The organism is Lentibacillus salinarum, from assembly GCF_042679865.1.
Lineage (GTDB): Bacteria > Bacillota > Bacilli > Bacillales > Amphibacillaceae > Lentibacillus > Lentibacillus salinarum.
Window position 1 is genome coordinate 21,350 of the sequence record NZ_JBHTNH010000007.1, and the last position, 17,058, is coordinate 38,407.

Consider the following 17,058-nt stretch of genomic DNA (forward strand, 5'->3'; position numbering starts at 1 on the left):
CGGAATCCCTCCTTATTGATCAACAATCTGTTCGATGCGTTTAATAAGCTGCTCTGACCGCTGCTCTAAGGTATGCCGTTCATGAACAAAACGATAGCCCTGATCAGCTATTTTCTGTCTTTCTGTTTCATGTGCTAAATAATATGCGGCTTTGTCTTGAAAGTTGTGTTCGTTTATCGGAACGAAGTGAAAATCGGGAATAAAGCCTAAATCCTCCAGTTCCTTGAAGGTTGGTGCCAGGAGGAGTGTTCGGCAGGCGAGTGCCTCAAAGTATTTAATAACTGGGTAATTCAATCGTGATGGACTGGTGAAAAAGATCCGCGCTCGGTTGAGTTCCTTTGCATACGTTTGGCCCATAACATGCCGGCCTTCGTCTTCTTTGGAAAAATTCCGATAGCCCGGATGGCGATGATAGACAAAACGCGCGTCACCCTGATAGGCATCGAGAATCCGTTGCCGTAATGGATAAACCTCGTTCACAGCCCCCATCATTAATAGACGGATGTCTTTTTTGAGCCCATAGTCTTTATAGAGCGTTGTGTTGACAAAGTGGGGGAGCCACTCCATTTTCGCTTTAAATGACGGATAGGTGGTTAAAAATGGGTCCCGGACGGCGGTGAACAGATGTGTGATGTTATTTTGTTCAATGTAGTTTTTTCGGAGTTTCGTAAGCCGATGGACATCATTGACAAATAAGCCAGTTGGAATATCAATATGGGCAAGCCCTTTGATCAGGGGATACAGTTTCCGGTCCAGATCATTCAGTAGTAGTATAAAATCCGGCCGACCTGGAAGCTGTTTCGTAATATGGCTGATATGGCCTGGTTTTCGCCATAACGTTAACTGGACCTTTTTCGCCATTTCCTGTTCCAAATAATAAAAGTTTTTATTCAACTGTCGGGACGTATCTTCGGCAATCAGCAAAATATGCAGCATATCGTCACCTCCTTGTTTCTTATCATCAGCAGGACACAGGCCAATTTTAGTTTGATTGGTATGATAGTCTACCTCGTGTAAAAGCTGGCGCATAAGATAAAGTAGTATTCTTTCCGCATCTAACGGGCAGCAAGATCCCCACGACAAAACACGAGGTAATCCTCAGAAGAATAAGTGGGCGAACATGCTTCCCGTAAATGCCCGATTCATTCAACTATCAATCAGTGGCGGCTTATACCCACCTGCTGATTGAAGTTTTATTTTATCAAGAGTGAGGCGATTCGCTATGAAAGTCGGTGTGATTGGAACTGGCAATATGGGAGAAAATCATGTGCGAACGTATTTATCGATGAATGACCATTGCCAGCTTATAGGGATATACGATGATGATGAACAAAAAAGGCGTCAGGTTGCTAAAAAATATAACGTTGAACCGTTTCAATCCGTCGATGACCTTCTTGCGTCGGTTGATGCTGTCAGTATAGCGGTGCCGACAGAATTCCATTATGAAACCGGATTGGCCTGTATCCGACACAACGTTCATATGCTGATGGAGAAGCCGTTGACCAGTACAATTGCAGAGGCTGATGATTTAATCTCGAAGGCCATGGAAGCAGGTGTCAAACTTCAAGCAGGCCATATTGAGCTTTACAATCCGTTCATCCAGGTGCTCAAAGAAATGCTGAAACACGAGTCCGTTATCGGGTTGGCTTTCCACAGAATAAGCCCTGCTGATGTCACGCTTAAGCAAGTTGACGTGGTCAAAGATTTAATGATTCATGATATTTATATGCTAAATGAATGGCTTCAGGATGACACGCCGGAACTAAATGCTTTCGGTAAAGTCATCGGGAATACCCCGACACACGCGGCAGCTGTGATTCGGACGTCACAAGGGATAACTGCCCAGCTGACGGCAAGTTTTATGTCAGAAAGAAAAGTCCGGACTATGCAAATCCTGACAGAGGACGCCTTTATTGAGGCAGATATATTGAACAGGACAATCAATGTAACGCGTGTGTTTGCCGAGAAAACGGGTCATCATCCGATCCCGGTCTCACAAACGATTCGGATCGGGGATTCAGTACAGCCATTATATCTTCAGTTAATGGATTTTATCGCGTGTATTAAGTTCGGTTCAGAGCCTTCCATTACCGGTAAGGAGGGAAGGCAGGCACTTAGGATGGCCAATCGGATTACGGATGCGATTGTTCATGCTGGTGATTCGTATTATTAGCTATTTGTATGCCGTCCGAATCGATTTTATCCCGCATGTAACTGACAGGTCGACAAAAACTCGCGCGTCCTGTTGCATTGTCGACACTAGCACATCCTGTGTGTCTATTTAACGTTTCGCTTTATTTTAAAAAGCGTTAATCATATCGATCGTTTCCGCTGGATTTACCAGTGGAATAAGTATGGCAAGTAAAAATCCCCCGGCAGGTTAGTGCCGGGGGATTTGTCATGGAAGGTGTGTGTTCATTTAGTCTGGTGTTTATGCCGCAGCAGGGAAGCGAACAAAATTGATAGCGCCGACTGACAGGTATAGTGTGTTATTATCCCCATAGCCACTGTCAATTTCAACAACAAGCACCAAATTCGCAGTAACGGTTGAGAGGACACCTTCTATTAAATTGTTATCCGTAGCGACTTCGACCCTTGAGCCGATTCGTCTGGCCAGTTCAGCAGCAAACGTATCTTGAAACATGTGAATCCCTCCTTATAATTCACTGACCAATTCAATGTCTTCCATCGGTACAAGTACTTGCGCACCATCAGCTTCTACCAGTACAACATAGTCATTCTGCACTGAAATCAGCGTACCGGTGACCGGTCCAAAAGGCGTGGTAACTTCTACTTGTTCATTCTGTAAATCCAGTAGTACATCTCGCATTGTTGTCGGAGTGGAAGGGGCAGGGTCAGTGGGTGTGTCTGTTCCACCATCCGAACCGAAACCTACATTCAGCCCGGCATTGAGATCGATGCCTGGTAGGTCAATTGACACATTATTATTCAAACTGCTATCTGTGCTGTCATCAACTAAATTTTGCGATAATTGATTGGCCAGTTGTAATAGACGTCGTTGACGATTTGTCAGATTAGCCACAGCTCATCATTCCTTTCTTAATGACAGATTTTTAATGGTCTCACCCATTAAAGGATTTTTTTAAGACCGGGGAAGTGGAAATCGTAAATGTTTTTTCGTTTGACCGGCTTCCCCGGACGGTTGATTTGGTCTATTAAAGGATATCCAGGGAGGCGACAATGGCAGCTAAGACCTGGAATAACAATTGGATGTTGATGGCGATATCGGTATCGGTTGTGGTGATTTCAACATCTTTGGACTGTTCAACAATCGTCTTTTGGCGGTTACCCTGTCTTGTGTTGACCACTTGTCTGAAGTCCTGTGTGAGGTCTCTTGATTGTGTCCCATCGCCAATCGCAATATTAATCACGGCTGCAATGGCTGCTTCAATACCGAGCTGTAGAGAGACAGCCGCCTGTCTGTCAGTTGTTGTGACGTCAATATTTTCGGAGTCTTTAATGATAATCCATTCATCTGATATTTGTTGGCTGGATGCAGATTCGCCCGCATCCTGCACGACAGTTGCATCACTTTGGTCCCTTGTATGATCATCACAATGATCCAGAGCACGCCATTCCGTCTTCGTCATATGACTCATGTTTTCCAACTCCTTTCGTTAATGGTTACAAGACGTCGACCATGACAACCAGGGTTATCAGCAATTGCAGCAGAACCTGAATATTAATGGCGACATCTGTGTCTCTCGTGGTTACCGTGGCGTCTTTGGTATTATAGATATAGATTTTTTGTTTATTGATTTGTTCGGCATTAAATTGCTGGAAGAGGTCTTGCGATATCGCTTCACTCCGTCCTGAATCAGCAATCGCAATATTCAGTACTAACGCTATGGCCAGCTGTAAACTGGCTTGAAGTGAAACCCCAATTTGTGTGTCTCTTGAATCAACTGTGATATTACAGGATTCCTTCACCCAAATCATTTCAGCTGATTCCTGATCCATAAAGGAATATTGGCCTTCATCTTGTGAGACGGTTGCATGGGGATCGACTTCGACCATTTCAAACCGGCCATGCTGGTCATGGTGGTCATGTTTTTTATATTTTTCCCTGCATTTGCCGCATTGGTTGTAACCAGGTTCACAGTCGGTGGATCCGCAGTCCTGGCAGCAGTGTTGATTGTGTTGATGTCTGTATTGGTGTTTATCCCTGCATTTGTCGCATAAATGACGGTCAGGGGCACAATGGGTGGTTCTACATTCGTGACAGTGGTGTTGATGGCCGTATTTGCGTTTATCCCTGAGGTAAAAGTACTTACTCTTGTTGCCATAAGGGTTCATAGTACTGTGCCGCTTATCTGATCTCATATTAACACTCCTTTCTTTTGTTAATATTACTCTATGGTTGTTCCTACTAATCAGATTGCACGGATTCACTAGATTATCGTTTTTTAGCAAAAATTAAAGAAAACACCTATGAAATGGGTGTTTTCTTTAATAGACTCCTATTTATCTGTTTCTGTTTTATTTTTTTCCCCTTGATTGAATTGCTCCACCTGTGTCCTCAAGTCTTCAACCATATCCTTCAGCATTTGTTTCTGATCATTTGACATATTGTTTTTGACTTCTTCAGGTTTTACATTGTTTTTGCGGAATATATCATCAATCATGACTTTGACAACTTTTTCGGGGATGGCATTGTGATTGGCTGATTTATTGTCCATATGCATATCACCTGCTTTCCTTAAGCTTTGGTTTATCCTATGGCTCACAGCCGATTTTGATTGGATTGTTGTCTATGATTTTGCGGGAAATGGTCAATTGGCGATAGACTATTATCCTATGAGAGATATATGAGAGACAGATATCCGTGGTTGAGGGTCATAGGAAGCGTAAAGTGGATTGGTCTGCCTGATCAAAGGTTGAATGGCCTGTCACGAGAGGTGAATAGCCAGAAATTGGAGAAAGTGGCCAGATTATCGTTAAAGGTGGTCAGGTTGTTTTCAACGTGGCTGATTGATGGCTTAAACCGGTCGAAATATAACAAAAAGCGGCCGTCTGACACTTAGAAAACATCACTGGTCCGATCAACCCATCTTATTCCAGGAATCCTTCATAAATTTTGCTTAATTTTTCTTCAAACAAATCCATATGGACGATACGGGCTTCACGCAAATATTCCTTGCCATCGCCAAATAGCAGTATGACCGGCACTGTGAAGATTGAAAAATGTCCAGCAATGGCTTCCAGTTCATCAGCATTGACATGGCCCATTTGCACTTCCGGGTAGTCTTCCAGGAGCTCTTGCACCTGGGGCAGCAATCCGTGACAGACGCTGCAGCCGGTACGGGAAATGAACAGGAGAGCCAATGGATGATTGGCGATGAAATGATCAACATGTTCCAGTGTGTTTACGTCTGTGTACTTCTTCATGACCATGTCTCCTTTCCGGCGAGCCCTTGCCCAAAAATGAACTGCCGCCAAGCAGGGCGACAGTTTTGGATTAATCTATATCAAACGGAGGAGGTGGGATTCGAACCCACGCGGCGCTTACACGCCCTAACGCATTTCGAGTGCGTCCCCTTCAGCCGGGCTTGGGTACTCCTCCAAATGGTGCTGGTGAGAGGACTTGAACCTCCAACCTCATCATTACGAGTGATGCGCACTGCCGATTGTGCTACACCAGCATGTAGATGACAACTTTTAAGTCCATTGAAAATAATAATATAAATGTTTTATTTGTGCAATGGATTTGACTGGAAATTGTAGAATTGAATTTTGCGGAAATTTTTTTATAAGCCTAAATTCCCTCGATCATCCGCCAAACCGTCGAATAGCGCTTCTAACCGCCCGAATGGCCCTGAGATTCCGCCAAACCGTCGAATAGAAGGCTTCTAATCGCCCGAATGGCCTTGGGATTCCGCCAAACCGTCGAATAGCGCGCTTCTAACTGCCCGAATACCCCTGGGATTCCGCTGAACGGTCGAATAGAACGCTTCTAACCGCCCGAATGGCCCTGAGATTCCGCCAAACCGTCGAATAGCGCGCTTCTAACTGCCCGAATACCCCTGGGATTCCGCTGAACGGTCGAATAGAACGCTTCTAACCGCCCGAATGGCCCTGAGATTCCGCCAAACCGTCGAATAGCGCGCTTCTAACTGCCCGAATGACCCTGAGATTCCGCCAAACCGTCGAATAGCGCGCTTCTAACTGCCCGAATACCCCTGGGATTCCGCTGAACGGTCGAATAGAACGCTTCTAACCGCCCGAATGGCCCTGAGATTCCGCCGAACGGTCGAATAGCGCGCTTCTAACTGCCCGAATGACCCTGAGATTCCGCCGAACGGTCGAATAGAAGGCTTCTAACTGCCCGAATGGCCCTGAGATTCCGCCGAACGGTCGAATAGAACGCTTCTAACCGCCCGAAAGACCTTGGAATTCCGCCGAACGGTCGAATAGAAGGCTTCCATTAGCCAAAATCGACTCAATGGTCAGCCAAAAGACATAATTATTCTGGTAAAAAACGCATTAATATAGAAGAGGGTAATGCCAAGCGTAAAGTGCACTGCCAGCAATGGATTTGACTGGAAATGTTTCTGCGCTTAAATTGATAAGTACAGGGAACAGTAACAGTGGAGGTGATCTCGTGACAGTTGAAGGTTATATCAGGTTAGGTCTCGCACTCGTTGTTTTGGTTATGATTGTGATCATTCTCTACCGCTTTAATGCTGGCAAAAGTACCCGGCGGAAAAGTTCACTGGAAATCATGCAAGAGCGCTATGAAAAAGGTGAGATCACGAAGGAAGAATATGAAGAGGCTAGAAAAAGGCAAGGAAAATAAAGCAAGCTGTCACTTGCCACAATATTTTCCGGCAAGTAACAGCACAATTTAAATACTTTTCTGGAGCAGATGTTTGATATCGTCCGTTTGACCTTTATGAAACCAATCGACGATCCTGCTTCCGATAACGACACCATCGCAGTTGGAACCCAGTTCATGCGCCTGTTCCGGTGTGGCGACACCGAACCCGGCCAAAACCGGTGTATCGGTCATTTGTTTCAGATTCTGTAAATATGTCTTAACGCTGTTTTCATGTGACGTCCGTGCGCCGGTCGTTCCTTTGACCGAAACGGCATAAAGGAAACCTTCTGATCGCCCGGCAATTTCAGTAAGCCGCTCGTCCGGACTGGTCACAGCGGCCAGGCGGATATTGGCGATCGCATATTGTTTAAGAAAGTCAGTGATTAGGGCTTCTTCTTCCAATGGCAAATCAGGTATGATGACGCCATTTACCCCTGCGCTTGCACACGTTGCCGCAAACGTTTCTGGCCCGAACGTGAAGATCGGATTCAAATACGTCATCAAAATAACGGGAATGGACCGCTCTTCCTTGAAACTTTCCAATGTTTCCAGAACACCTTGCAACGTTGTGCCGTTTTCCAGTGCCCGCTGTCCGGCGTCTTGAATCGTCGGCCCGTCTGCTGTCGGATCGGAAAAGGGAATTCCCAGTTCAACAGCTGCTGCACCGCAATCTTCAAGAAACCTAAGCCGTTCCGCTAGTACATCAAGGCCGCCATCACCGGCCATGATATAGGGGACGACAATGTTCTCGCCTGCTGTACGTTTTGCCTCCAATGCTTTAGCCAAAAATTGATTACGCATCTACACGACCTCCCAGTACATCTTTAACCGATTCAACATCTTTGTCGCCACGGCCGGATAAACAGATCACAAGGGATTCTGTCTCATCCATTTCGCTTGCCTGTTTCATCGCGAACGCTACCGCATGGGCACTTTCCAAAGCCGGGATGATCCCTTCCGTTTGGGAGAGGAACTTAAAGGCGTCGATAGCTTCCTGGTCTGTGACAGATGTGTAGGTTACCCGGCCCTTTTCATGAAGGTGGCTGTGTTCAGGGCCAACCCCGGGATAATCAAGGCCTGCTGAAATGGAATGGGCTTCTTTAATCTGGCCGTGTGTATCCTGGAGCAGATGTGTCATCGTGCCATGCAAAACACCAACGCTTCCAGCTGTTAACGTTGCGGCGTGTTGATGGGTCTCAATGCCACTCCCACCGGCTTCCACGCCATAAATGCCGACATTTTCATCCTGAATGAACGGATAGAACATCCCCATGGCATTACTACCGCCGCCGACACAAGCGATAACAGCATCCGGCAATTGTCCCGCGGCTTCTTGATGCTGCTGTTTGGCTTCTTCACCAATCACCGACTGAAAATCCCGCACCATTTGTGGAAAAGGATGGGGCCCGACAACAGAGCCGATGATATAGTGGGTATCTTCCACATGACTGACCCAGTAACGCAATGCTTCATTGACCGCATCTTTCAGAGTACCGCTGCCCTGTGAGACACTTTCAACCTTGGCGCCAAGCAGTTCCATCCGGAAAACATTCAGTTTTTGTCGGCGAATGTCCGCCTCACCCATGAAAACAACGCATTCCAACCCAAGCAGCGCACAAACCGTCGCGGTTGCCACACCATGCTGGCCGGCCCCGGTCTCAGCAACAACTTTCTTCTTGCCCATCCGGCGTGTCAAGAGGGCTTGACCGATCGTATTGTTGATTTTGTGGGCACCGGTATGGTTCAAGTCTTCACGTTTCAAATAAATCTTCGGGCCGCCCAGTTTTTCCGACAGGTTTTTGGCATGATAGAGCGGTGTTTCCCTTCCGACATAGTTTTTTAAATAATCGTCCAGTTCCCCCCGAAAAGCTGGATCGTTCATCGCTTCCGTGTAAGCTTCTTCCAGTTCAAGCAGAGCCGGCATCAGCAATTCGGGAACAAACCGCCCGCCGAAATGGCCATATTTGCCTTTTGTGTCAGGAAATGTATAGGCTGTCATGTCAATCATCCTTTCCTCTTGGCGTTGTTGATAAATTGATTGATTTTTTCAAGGTCTTTCGTACCGTTTGTTTCCACGCCGCTCGATACGTCCACTCCGGCTGGTCTGCTGGTCGCAATCGCTGTTTGCACATTTTCCGGTGTCAATCCGCCGGCGAGAATCGTTTTTTGCGGATCAAGGTCACTGTTTGCCAGCTGTGTCCAGTCAAAGGTTGTGCCATTGCCGCCTCGATTAGGACCTTTAGGACTGTCAACTAGGTAATAATCACACGGATAAGCCTTTATCGCTGCCGTGTCATGTTTGCCCATCCGGAAGGCCTTGATAATAGGATAAGGAAGCTCTTCGGCAAATGACGGCGATTCGTCCCCGTGAAGCTGAATGATATCCAACCCGGCTTGTTCGGCAGTCTGTATGATGGTGTCGTATGATGCGTTGACGAACACACCGACTTTTTGCATGGTGGATGGCAGGGCAGCGCTTATATCCCCTGCCTGTTCCGGTGTCAGCTGGCGTTTGCTCGGTGCGAAAACAAACCCGATAAAATCGGCTCCATCCCTAACAGCCGCTTGTGCCGCTTCAATTGTCGTAATACCACAAATTTTAACGCGCATTTGATCGTCCTCCTTTCGAGAGCGGAATTTGTAAGTCGCTGATCGTTCCCGGCAAGTCACCGGCACGCATCAAGGTTTCCCCGACAAGGACAGCGCTGGCACCATGTTGGGCTGCCTGTTCGACATCCTGGCGTGATTGAATGCCGCTTTCGCTGATGAGAATGGTGTCCGGATTCGTCACCATCGATGCCAGCCGACCGGTCGTGCCTAAATCAACCGCAAATGTTTTTAAATTCCGGTTGTTGATGCCGATAATGCCAGCCCCTAATTCAATGGCTGTGGTCATCTCTTGTTCGTCGTGCACTTCACAAAGGACATCCAGCCCCTGTTCTTTAGCATACGTGTTAAGCACCTGTAATTTGGACGGGGACATGGCCGCGACGATTAAGAGAATGATGGATGCGCCCGCCGCTTTGGCATGATCAATCTGGATCTTATCAATAAAAAAATCCTTGCAAAGCAGCGGGAGATTGACGGCTTTACGGACGGCACGCAAATCATCCATCGACCCCTGGAAAAATGTTTTATCGGTCAAAACCGATATGGCACCAACACCACTGGCTTCATATAATGACGCTTGTTTGACCGGATCTACTTCCAGATCAATCGACCCTTTGGAAGGTGAGGCCCGTTTGATTTCAGCAATGATGCGCATACGTTCTGTGTTATGAAAAGACTTGGCGATGGATGGTACCTGATTGGCTTCTGCTGGCATATCAGCTAATGATTGTTTTTTTAATTGTTCAATTTCCATTTCTTTTTGCTGGAGAATTTTATCCAAAATCGTCATGTCAGATCACCTCACTTGTCACGTTATGACTGAATTCGGCCAGACGCTCCAATTTTTCCAATGCAGCGCCACTTTGAATGCTTTCGGATGCTTTTTGGATACCGTCCGTGATGGATGAGGCAGCCCCGTTGGCGAACAGGCCGAGTCCGGCGTTCAGCAGGACTGTATCGAGGTGTGGGCCTGGTTCTCCATTCAGGACACGGCGTAAAATACGTGCATTGTCCCGGGCATCACCACCCCGGATTTTCTCGTTTGAATAAACAGGTAAGTTAACGTCGGACGGATGGAGTGTAAATGACGTCACGTTCCCATTCTCCAGGAGTGTCAGATGGTTCTCGCCGGCAAGTGATGCTTCATCCATATAACCCGCGCCGTTAACAACCAGTGCGCGTTTGCGCCCCAGCTGATTGAGTGCTTCAGCCAAAAGCGGCAGCATATCCCGGCGATACACACCTAAAAGCTGGGTGTCGAGACGGACCGGATTGGTCAGCGGACCGATCAGGTTAAAGATCGTCGGGATGCCTAAGTTTTTCCGGACGGTCGCGAATCGTTTCATACCGGGAAGAACATTGGGCGCAAACAAAAAGGCGATGTTGTTTTCGTCAAGCATTTTCTCCACATGTTCCTTGGAAAACGACAGGGAAATGCCGAGATGCTCCAATACATCAGCACTTCCTGTTTTACTCGTAATGCTGCGGTTGCCGTGTTTGGCCACTTTAACCCCGGCGCCGGCAATCACAAATGCCGCGGTTGTACTGATATTGAAACTGTGTGAACCATCGCCGCCCGTACCACAGTTATCCATCACATTCGTGAAGGCAGCGGTCGTTTGACTGGACTGTGAGCGAATCACCTCCACAAGCCCGGCAATTTCTTCAGGTGTCTCCCCTTTAGCACGTAAGGCGGTCAGAAACGAGGCGAGCTCACTCTCGGTCATATGATCGGCAAATGACGCTGTGGCGGCCTCTTTCATTTCCTGCAAGGTTAGATTTTCCTTGTTCAACAGTTTTTCAAGATATTGTTTCATGTTAAAACCCCTTTTCAATCAGATTGGTAGATGCTGGAATCAGCCATATCACGGTCAGCCTGATGTCACATTATAGTTGGTCACTTCCATCAAGGCTTTTGCCTTGTTTAATGTTTCATAGTATTCAGTCTCCGGATCAGAATCGGCCACAATACCAGCACCGGCTTGTAAATAGGCCAGACGATCTTTGATGACGAGGGATCGGATGGCCAGTGTCATGTTTAAGTCGTGATTGAAGTTGATATAGCCGACACCACCACCATAAAAGCCGCGTCGTTTATCTTCCAGCTGATTGATGATTTGCATGGAACGCACTTTTGGTGTACCGGAAACGGTGCCGGCGGGTAAACACGTGATGAGTGCATCAAGACTGGTAAAATGTTCGGACAGCTTTCCGCGCACTTCGGAAACCATATGCATCACGTGCTGATAGTTTTCCACTTTCATATAACTGGGGACTGTCACACTATCTTGTTCACAAATATGACTGAAATCATCCCGGCTTAAATCGACCAGCATTTCATGTTCAGCTATTTCCTTTTTGTCTGTCACGAGATCCCTCATCAGGGCGCCATCTTCCGCTTTCGTTCTCCCACGGGGCCGTGTGCCGGCAATTGGATTCGTGATCACATCCCGGCCGTGTATTTGCACCAGGCTTTCCGGTGAAGCTCCCAATACGATGTAATCATCAAAGTCGATATAAAACATGTAAGGTGATGGGTTGGCTTTACGCAGTTTTCGGTAAAACGCAAATGGATCACTCTTGATCGGTGCTTTCATCCGCTGCGACAGCACAACCTGAAAGACCTCACCCTGGTTGATATGGTCTTTCGCTGTTTGGACATTTTCCATAAACTGTGCTTTATCCATCTCCGGCTGAAACGCAATTGATTCGTCTGTTGTCAGGTCAGCTGTCGGAAACGGGATCAATGCTTTTTTCAACAATGCCAGCCGTTCGTCAAGTACGTGTTCCGACTGCTGATCCAGATTCACCGCGATAAGGAAAACCGACTCATCGCTGTGGTCATAAACGATAGCGTTTTGGTAAAGCATGAAATGAGTCTCCGGCATGTTAATCTCGTCCGGCAAGTCGCCACCAATGTTCTCGTAATTCCGGATGGCGTCATAGCCAATATAACCGATAGCACCGCCAAAAAATGGGAAAGGCAGATCCACATCCAACTTGGGCATTTTGTTTTGTAAAACCGTTAAAACAGGTTCATTCCGGTGTTCTGTGGTTTCCTCTCTATGATGCAAAATGGTCGTGGCATCGTGACTGCCTTTGAGCTCCTGATAGGGGTTCGCCCCGATAAAGGAATACTTGCCTTTATCCTCATGCTGCAGTGAACTTTCCAGTAAAAATTTTTTTGTGCCGTAAAGGTTTTCGTATATCCCGATTGGGGTCAATGTATCGGCATTCAGCTTGATGTACTTATAGGGAAGAATTTTGGTTTCACTCATTTTGGCAAAACTCCTTTCACGGAAATAATAATAAAAAAATCCTCTGCAACCACACAGACGTGTGATTGCAGAGGACGGTTGTGACCGTGGTGCCACCTCTTGTTGGAGACAATGTATCTCCATCTCTGTTCGGATACGGGAGATAAAGCAGATTTTAATACGCCAGCTTTCATGAACGGCTGACCGCACTTTTCTTCCTATATCCTATCCGTGTAACGGCGGAACTCCGTGTTTCCATACTGTCATTTCAGGAAACCTCTCGTAAGTCCATTCAGCCATGATTCACGTACCGGTATCCCACCGTCACCGGCTCTCTTAAACGCTTCACGAAAGCTTACTCCTCTTACTCGGCGATTTAAAAGCTTTGCAGTTTTTTTAAAAAGATAAAAAAGTATAATATTTCAGGTGACGTTTTCAATCGTGAAATCGGCTGGTTCGCCGATTTCTTCAAGTTTGACTTCCGGCCTCTGACCTCTGAATAGACGCACCAGCATTTGAAACCAAATAAAAAAGGGTCCTCATCTCAAAAAAAGGACGAGGACCCCGTGGTGCCACCTTTGTTAGCTGCCGTCAGCTCACTTTGCCATACTAAACAAGCGCGTGTTTAATATGTGTCCCGTATAACGATGGGATCAAGTCGCCAAAGCCTACTGCAAATATGATTCGGTTTGGAGCTCGGAAGTCCATTCATCTGTTGTCCACATCGGTTCACACCAGCCACCGACTCTCTTGTGTAAGACGGACAGATTACTACTCTTCGTCATAGCTTGCGTTCGATTGATTTATTATTTTCCATCATAGAGCTGTTTTCTTCTGCTGTCAAGTGGTTTTTGAAAAAAATAATAATGCTGTTTCAAACAGGCCGTCATGTGCTATTTTAGATATAGACATTTTTTCATAAAAAGGGAGTTCTGAGACATGCCAAAGAAAAAAGTAGGCATTATTTTTGGTGGTAAATCGGCTGAGCATGAGGTGTCATTGCAATCAGCTAAAAATATTGTTGATGCGATTGATCAGGATAAATATGAGGTTGTATTAATTGGAATTGATAAGCAGGGGAAGTGGCACATCAACGACCAATCAACCTACCTGCTTAATGCGGAAAATCCGAAATTGATTCAATTAAACAAATCCAATGAAGCAGTCGCTATCGTACCTGGTGAGACTGATCACCAACTAGTAAGGGCAACCGATGCAGGCTTGCTTGATCAATTGGACGCGGTGTTTCCGATTGTCCATGGCACATTGGGTGAAGACGGTAGTTTGCAGGGGATGATGCGGATTGCGAATCTGCCGTTTGTCGGAACCAGTGTGCTCGGTTCGGCCATTTGTATGGATAAAGATATCGCCAAGCGGCTGCTGGCGAGTGCCGGAATAAACGTGGCGAATGGCTTGGCTTATTCGCGTGCGCGGCGTGACCAGATTGATTTTGCGGACGCTAAAGCGCAGCTGGGTGTGCCCATGTTCGTCAAGCCGGCGAACCAGGGGTCGTCTGTCGGCGTCAGCAAAGTATCAACGGAAGCGGCATTTAATCAAGCGATCGATGAGGCCTTTCAGTATGATCAAAAAGTGGTCATCGAAGAAACGCTGGTAGGCCGGGAAATCGAGTGTGCCGTATTGGGTAATGAAAATCCAAAAGCTTCGATCCCCGGCGAAATTTTGCCGCAAACGGAATTTTATTCATATGAATCGAAATATATCGATGAAACCGGCGCGATCTTGGAAATGCCGGCTGATTTGACGGAGGAGGAAGTGAACAGACTGCAGCATGTTGCTGTTGAGGCTTTCAGGACGCTTGAATGTGAAGGCCTAGCCCGCGTGGACTTCTTTTTGACTGAGGATGGCGATGTTTATGTCAATGAGGTTAACACGCTGCCCGGATTCACCCGAATTAGCATGTATCCGAAATTATGGGAAATCAGCGGTGTCTCCTATCCGGACTTGATTGATAAGCTGATTGAACTGGCCATTGAACGCCATCAGCGGAATCGTACGCTGAAAAGCGCTGTATGGGATGAGGAATAGCGGCAGAAGTGCAGTATGTTCCGGATAAGGTTGGTAGAAGCTTTAGACGGGCAGAAATATCATTAGAAGCGTGAGATTATCAGCAGAAGAGCGGAAATATCGACAGGAGCGGATAAGAATCTGCAGAGGATCCTCGTCCTCAACCAAAAAAAGGCTGCCCCTTTGTGGTAAGTAGTTCACTTACGGTGGAGAAAAAATAAAAACACAATACATTTAGCGTACTAAATCACATAACATTTAGTACGCTATTTTTTACTGGTATGACAACGTTTGAATGAATTATTCAACATTTTATCATCCTTATTAGCACCATAAATAACAAAGTGACAATAAATATTGTCATTGTCCTAAACGTATTGATAAAACGGGTCGTAATTGCTTTGCTAAAATATCCTTTAAAATAAGTGCTAATTTAGCGTATAGTTTGTAAAGAGAGAGATGCATTTTTGAAATTTAACCAGGTATTCTGAATCTTTATGTTAAAATAAATCTAAATCTTATGAGAAAAATATATTCAAAGAAACGAATCAGGATTGTTTATAAAAGGGGTTTGATGAAATGGGCAAAGACAAAGAAACGCCTGAAGAAAGAAGAGAGAGGCTGAGGCAACAAGAGTGGGAAAACAACCCATCTGGCAGCTTGAAGGATTCACTGAATAGAGGTGCTAATGGAAGTCTTGTTGATTTAGTAGGAAGTTTAGGTTGGAAGGGCACTGGAATACTTATTCTTATAATGATATTTGGGTTTATAATTTATGCCGTGTTCTTTCGTTAAAGATGAGTTAGCATAATAACAAAAAGTGAAATTGATCTTCCGCAAAAGGGCCAATGGTTGAGTAATTTGGAAGCCTTTAGTAGGTTGGGTACGTTTAAAATTATGATTACTATCAAACTAGAGAGGGATTGTAAAAACCGTGAATAAAAAGAATCTAATCGTCTTACTAACAGTATTTTTAATGGCGGTGTTTATATCCGCCTGTGGGGGTTCGTCTGATCAAAATGATAATGCGGACAATAATAATAAAGATAAAGTTGCCGATGAAGAAAATAACTCCGATAACGAATCAAATAAAAACAGCGACGATAATGATGCAGATAAAAACAGTGAAGAAGCATATGACAAAAATGATTATAGCAACAACGATGATGAAGCATTAGGGGAGAATTCCAATCAAGCTGAAAACACAAGCGAGGATTCCAGCGATGACGAGGGAAGTGATGCTTTAGCTGAATATTCTCCTAAAGAAATCGAATATGCACGTATTTGGTTGCAGCTTGGAGACACCCAAAATATTGATGAATTAAATGTTCAACACATTTCATCTGGTGAACCTCTGAATCCTGACGATGAAACAAGTATTGATTATCCAGAAGATGTCGTTCAATTAACAGGATCCCGTTTAGTAGAGGGTTCTATAACTTACAGTAGCAACGGTGACGGAACGATTAAACTATATAATAAAGTTCCCCAACGTTGGGACGGGAAAAATCCCGCTGGTGAGGATGCTTACAAGCAGATCATAGAAGATACTAAACAGGAATCCATTGACACAGGCGATGGTAAAAAGGTTGTAGAATTAATTAAAAAACTTAATATTCATTCTTAAACTAACAGGCGCTAATCAGGAATAAGTATTAGCGCCCATACTGAATTAAAGGATCGTTCCTTTATAGAAAGTTGAACAGGACAATAAGTTGTAAAATTAAAAGGAGCTTAGCAATGAATACTTTAACTGTCAATGAACTTCAATCCCAGAAGGAAATCCTTAAGGCATTTCCGATAATGAACCAATTACGCACTCATCTTGATGAGGCTACTTATCTTAATTTGGTGACTGAGGCCAAAGAAAAAGATATGTATAGATTATTTGCTTTGTATGATCAAGAAGAAATTGTTGCAGTCACTGGGTTTAAGCCTATGATAACTCTTTATTACGGGCGTTTTGTTTGGGTATGTGATTTAGTTACTAATAGCAGTAAACGTTCAAACGGATATGGTGAGCGAATTCTTTCTTATGTACATAAATGGGCTAAAGAAAATGGCTATGAAAGTGTTGCCTTATCATCAGGATTAAAACGTATAGATGCTCACCGTTTTTATGAAGAAAGAATGGATTATGACAAGGTAAGTTATGTGTTTAAGAAACCTTTGGATTCATATTAGTTCTAACGGGTGCAAGAATGGAATAAATATTGTGCTCTTTCTTGGTTTGTTGGGACATTTTGTAGAATGATTATTTTGAGGTGATGTAGTTGTTTGTAAATGGACTCAATCATTTTTTATTTTCTGTTTCTGATTTGGACAGAT

19 protein-coding genes, 2 tRNA genes and 2 other annotated features are annotated in these 17,058 nt (G+C 45.2%); of the genes, 6 read left to right on the forward strand and 15 right to left on the reverse strand.

Features of this window, described 5'->3' with window-relative positions; translation table 11 throughout:
* Positions 1-12 precede the first annotated feature (12 nt).
* On the reverse strand, positions 13-936 hold the full coding sequence (locus tag ACFQ4A_RS05555; protein WP_382398433.1) for a glycosyltransferase: 924 nt from the start codon (positions 934-936) through the stop codon (positions 13-15).
* Positions 937-1,222: 286 nt separating this feature from the next.
* Here ACFQ4A_RS05555 and ACFQ4A_RS05560 point away from each other — a divergent pair, with 286 nt between their 5' ends.
* Positions 1,223-2,173 carry a Gfo/Idh/MocA family protein gene (locus tag ACFQ4A_RS05560; RefSeq protein WP_382398435.1) on the forward strand — a complete coding sequence of 317 codons (951 nt, stop codon included), beginning with the start codon at positions 1,223-1,225 and terminating at the stop codon, positions 2,171-2,173.
* Between the two features lie 258 nt (positions 2,174-2,431).
* Here ACFQ4A_RS05560 and ACFQ4A_RS05565 read toward each other — a convergent pair whose 3' ends face one another.
* The 8 genes from ACFQ4A_RS05565 to ACFQ4A_RS05600 all read right to left on the reverse strand — a co-directional run bounded on the left by ACFQ4A_RS05565 (position 2,432) and on the right by ACFQ4A_RS05600 (position 5,663).
* Positions 2,432-2,644, reverse strand: a complete 213-nt coding sequence (locus ACFQ4A_RS05565) for a hypothetical protein (RefSeq protein ID WP_382398437.1) — start codon at positions 2,642-2,644, stop codon at positions 2,432-2,434.
* 12 nt (positions 2,645-2,656) lie between these two features.
* Positions 2,657-3,043: a DUF2642 domain-containing protein gene (locus ACFQ4A_RS05570; RefSeq protein WP_382398439.1), complete on the reverse strand. Its 387-nt coding sequence runs from the start codon at positions 3,041-3,043 to the stop codon at positions 2,657-2,659.
* Between the two features lie 133 nt (positions 3,044-3,176).
* On the reverse strand, positions 3,177-3,620 hold the full coding sequence (locus tag ACFQ4A_RS05575) for a spore coat protein (RefSeq protein WP_382398441.1): 444 nt from the start codon (positions 3,618-3,620) through the stop codon (positions 3,177-3,179).
* A gap of 25 nt (positions 3,621-3,645) precedes the next feature.
* Positions 3,646-4,344 (reverse strand): spore coat protein, encoded by a 699-nt coding sequence (locus ACFQ4A_RS05580; RefSeq protein WP_382398443.1) that lies wholly within the window; start codon positions 4,342-4,344, stop codon positions 3,646-3,648.
* A 137-nt stretch (positions 4,345-4,481) separates the two neighbouring features.
* Entirely contained in the window at positions 4,482-4,700 is a 219-nt protein-coding gene (locus ACFQ4A_RS05585) for a spore coat protein (RefSeq protein WP_382398445.1), read from the reverse strand.
* 373 nt (positions 4,701-5,073) lie between these two features.
* A complete protein-coding gene (locus ACFQ4A_RS05590) occupies positions 5,074-5,409 on the reverse strand; it encodes a thioredoxin family protein (protein WP_382398446.1) in 336 nt (111 codons plus the stop codon).
* Positions 5,410-5,494: 85 nt separating this feature from the next.
* A tRNA-Ser gene (locus ACFQ4A_RS05595) sits at positions 5,495-5,584 on the reverse strand.
* 3 nt (positions 5,585-5,587) lie between these two features.
* Positions 5,588-5,663, reverse strand: a tRNA-Thr gene (locus ACFQ4A_RS05600).
* A gap of 959 nt (positions 5,664-6,622) precedes the next feature.
* On the opposite strand from ACFQ4A_RS05600, the gene ACFQ4A_RS05605 reads away from it, so the two are divergent.
* Positions 6,623-6,817 (forward strand): SHOCT domain-containing protein, encoded by a 195-nt coding sequence (locus ACFQ4A_RS05605; protein WP_382398448.1) that lies wholly within the window; start codon positions 6,623-6,625, stop codon positions 6,815-6,817.
* Between the two features lie 48 nt (positions 6,818-6,865).
* Here ACFQ4A_RS05605 and trpA read toward each other — a convergent pair whose 3' ends face one another.
* From trpA to trpE, 6 genes are read right to left on the reverse strand one after another with little or no spacing between them, the layout of a single operon-like run.
* On the reverse strand, positions 6,866-7,639 hold the full coding sequence (trpA, locus tag ACFQ4A_RS05610) for a tryptophan synthase subunit alpha (RefSeq protein WP_382398450.1): 774 nt from the start codon (positions 7,637-7,639) through the stop codon (positions 6,866-6,868).
* On the reverse strand, positions 7,632-8,837 hold the full coding sequence (gene trpB, locus ACFQ4A_RS05615; protein ID WP_382398452.1) for a tryptophan synthase subunit beta: 1,206 nt from the start codon (positions 8,835-8,837) through the stop codon (positions 7,632-7,634). Before trpB ends, trpA begins: the two co-directional genes overlap by 8 nt.
* A 5-nt stretch (positions 8,838-8,842) precedes the next feature.
* Positions 8,843-9,448, reverse strand: coding sequence for a phosphoribosylanthranilate isomerase (locus ACFQ4A_RS05620; RefSeq protein WP_382398454.1), 606 nt, complete (start codon positions 9,446-9,448; stop codon positions 8,843-8,845).
* Entirely contained in the window at positions 9,438-10,238 is an 801-nt protein-coding gene (trpC, locus tag ACFQ4A_RS05625) for an indole-3-glycerol phosphate synthase TrpC (RefSeq protein ID WP_382398456.1), read from the reverse strand. The genes ACFQ4A_RS05620 and trpC overlap by 11 nt, the downstream gene beginning before the upstream one ends.
* A gap of 1 nt (position 10,239) precedes the next feature.
* On the reverse strand, positions 10,240-11,265 hold the full coding sequence (gene trpD, locus ACFQ4A_RS05630; protein ID WP_382398458.1) for an anthranilate phosphoribosyltransferase: 1,026 nt from the start codon (positions 11,263-11,265) through the stop codon (positions 10,240-10,242).
* A 54-nt stretch (positions 11,266-11,319) separates the two neighbouring features.
* Entirely contained in the window at positions 11,320-12,726 is a 1,407-nt protein-coding gene (trpE, locus tag ACFQ4A_RS05635; protein WP_382398460.1) for an anthranilate synthase component I, read from the reverse strand.
* A gap of 67 nt (positions 12,727-12,793) precedes the next feature.
* Positions 12,794-13,086 (reverse strand) — a binding site (T-box leader).
* A gap of 167 nt (positions 13,087-13,253) precedes the next feature.
* Positions 13,254-13,499: a binding site (T-box leader), on the reverse strand.
* 145 nt (positions 13,500-13,644) lie between these two features.
* Between trpE and ddlA the strand changes: the two genes are divergently transcribed.
* The 4 genes from ddlA (at position 13,645) to ACFQ4A_RS05655 (ending at position 16,914) form a co-directional block, all read left to right on the forward strand.
* Positions 13,645-14,751, forward strand: coding sequence for a D-alanine--D-alanine ligase (ddlA, locus tag ACFQ4A_RS05640; RefSeq protein WP_382398462.1), 1,107 nt, complete (start codon positions 13,645-13,647; stop codon positions 14,749-14,751).
* A gap of 558 nt (positions 14,752-15,309) precedes the next feature.
* Positions 15,310-15,525 carry a DUF6366 family protein gene (locus ACFQ4A_RS05645; protein ID WP_382398464.1) on the forward strand — a complete coding sequence of 72 codons (216 nt, stop codon included), beginning with the start codon at positions 15,310-15,312 and terminating at the stop codon, positions 15,523-15,525.
* Positions 15,526-15,664: 139 nt separating this feature from the next.
* A complete protein-coding gene (locus ACFQ4A_RS05650; protein WP_382398466.1) occupies positions 15,665-16,357 on the forward strand; it encodes a hypothetical protein in 693 nt (230 codons plus the stop codon).
* Between the two features lie 113 nt (positions 16,358-16,470).
* Complete coding sequence (locus ACFQ4A_RS05655; RefSeq protein ID WP_382398468.1) at positions 16,471-16,914, forward strand: GNAT family N-acetyltransferase; 444 nt, start codon at positions 16,471-16,473, stop codon at positions 16,912-16,914.
* Positions 16,915-17,058: the final 144 nt, after the last annotated feature.

Coding starts and splice junctions, on each gene's coding strand:
- ACFQ4A_RS05555 (WP_382398433.1), bottom strand. CDS start 936: ATGCTGCATATTTTGCTGATTGCCGAAGATACGTCCCGACAGTTGAAT.
- ACFQ4A_RS05560 (WP_382398435.1), top strand. CDS start 1,223: ATGAAAGTCGGTGTGATTGGAACTGGCAATATGGGAGAAAATCATGTG.
- ACFQ4A_RS05565 (WP_382398437.1), bottom strand. CDS start 2,644: ATGTTTCAAGATACGTTTGCTGCTGAACTGGCCAGACGAATCGGCTCA.
- ACFQ4A_RS05575 (WP_382398441.1), bottom strand. CDS start 3,620: ATGAGTCATATGACGAAGACGGAATGGCGTGCTCTGGATCATTGTGAT.
- ACFQ4A_RS05580 (WP_382398443.1), bottom strand. CDS start 4,344: ATGAGATCAGATAAGCGGCACAGTACTATGAACCCTTATGGCAACAAG.
- ACFQ4A_RS05585 (WP_382398445.1), bottom strand. CDS start 4,700: ATGGACAATAAATCAGCCAATCACAATGCCATCCCCGAAAAAGTTGTC.
- ACFQ4A_RS05590 (WP_382398446.1), bottom strand. CDS start 5,409: ATGAAGAAGTACACAGACGTAAACACACTGGAACATGTTGATCATTTC.
- trpA (WP_382398450.1), bottom strand. CDS start 7,639: ATGCGTAATCAATTTTTGGCTAAAGCATTGGAGGCAAAACGTACAGCA.
- trpB (WP_382398452.1), bottom strand. CDS start 8,837: ATGACAGCCTATACATTTCCTGACACAAAAGGCAAATATGGCCATTTC.
- ACFQ4A_RS05620 (WP_382398454.1), bottom strand. CDS start 9,448: ATGCGCGTTAAAATTTGTGGTATTACGACAATTGAAGCGGCACAAGCG.
- trpC (WP_382398456.1), bottom strand. CDS start 10,238: ATGACGATTTTGGATAAAATTCTCCAGCAAAAAGAAATGGAAATTGAA.
- trpD (WP_382398458.1), bottom strand. CDS start 11,265: ATGAAACAATATCTTGAAAAACTGTTGAACAAGGAAAATCTAACCTTG.
- trpE (WP_382398460.1), bottom strand. CDS start 12,726: ATGAGTGAAACCAAAATTCTTCCCTATAAGTACATCAAGCTGAATGCC.
- ddlA (WP_382398462.1), top strand. CDS start 13,645: ATGCCAAAGAAAAAAGTAGGCATTATTTTTGGTGGTAAATCGGCTGAG.
- ACFQ4A_RS05645 (WP_382398464.1), top strand. CDS start 15,310: ATGGGCAAAGACAAAGAAACGCCTGAAGAAAGAAGAGAGAGGCTGAGG.
- ACFQ4A_RS05655 (WP_382398468.1), top strand. CDS start 16,471: ATGAATACTTTAACTGTCAATGAACTTCAATCCCAGAAGGAAATCCTT.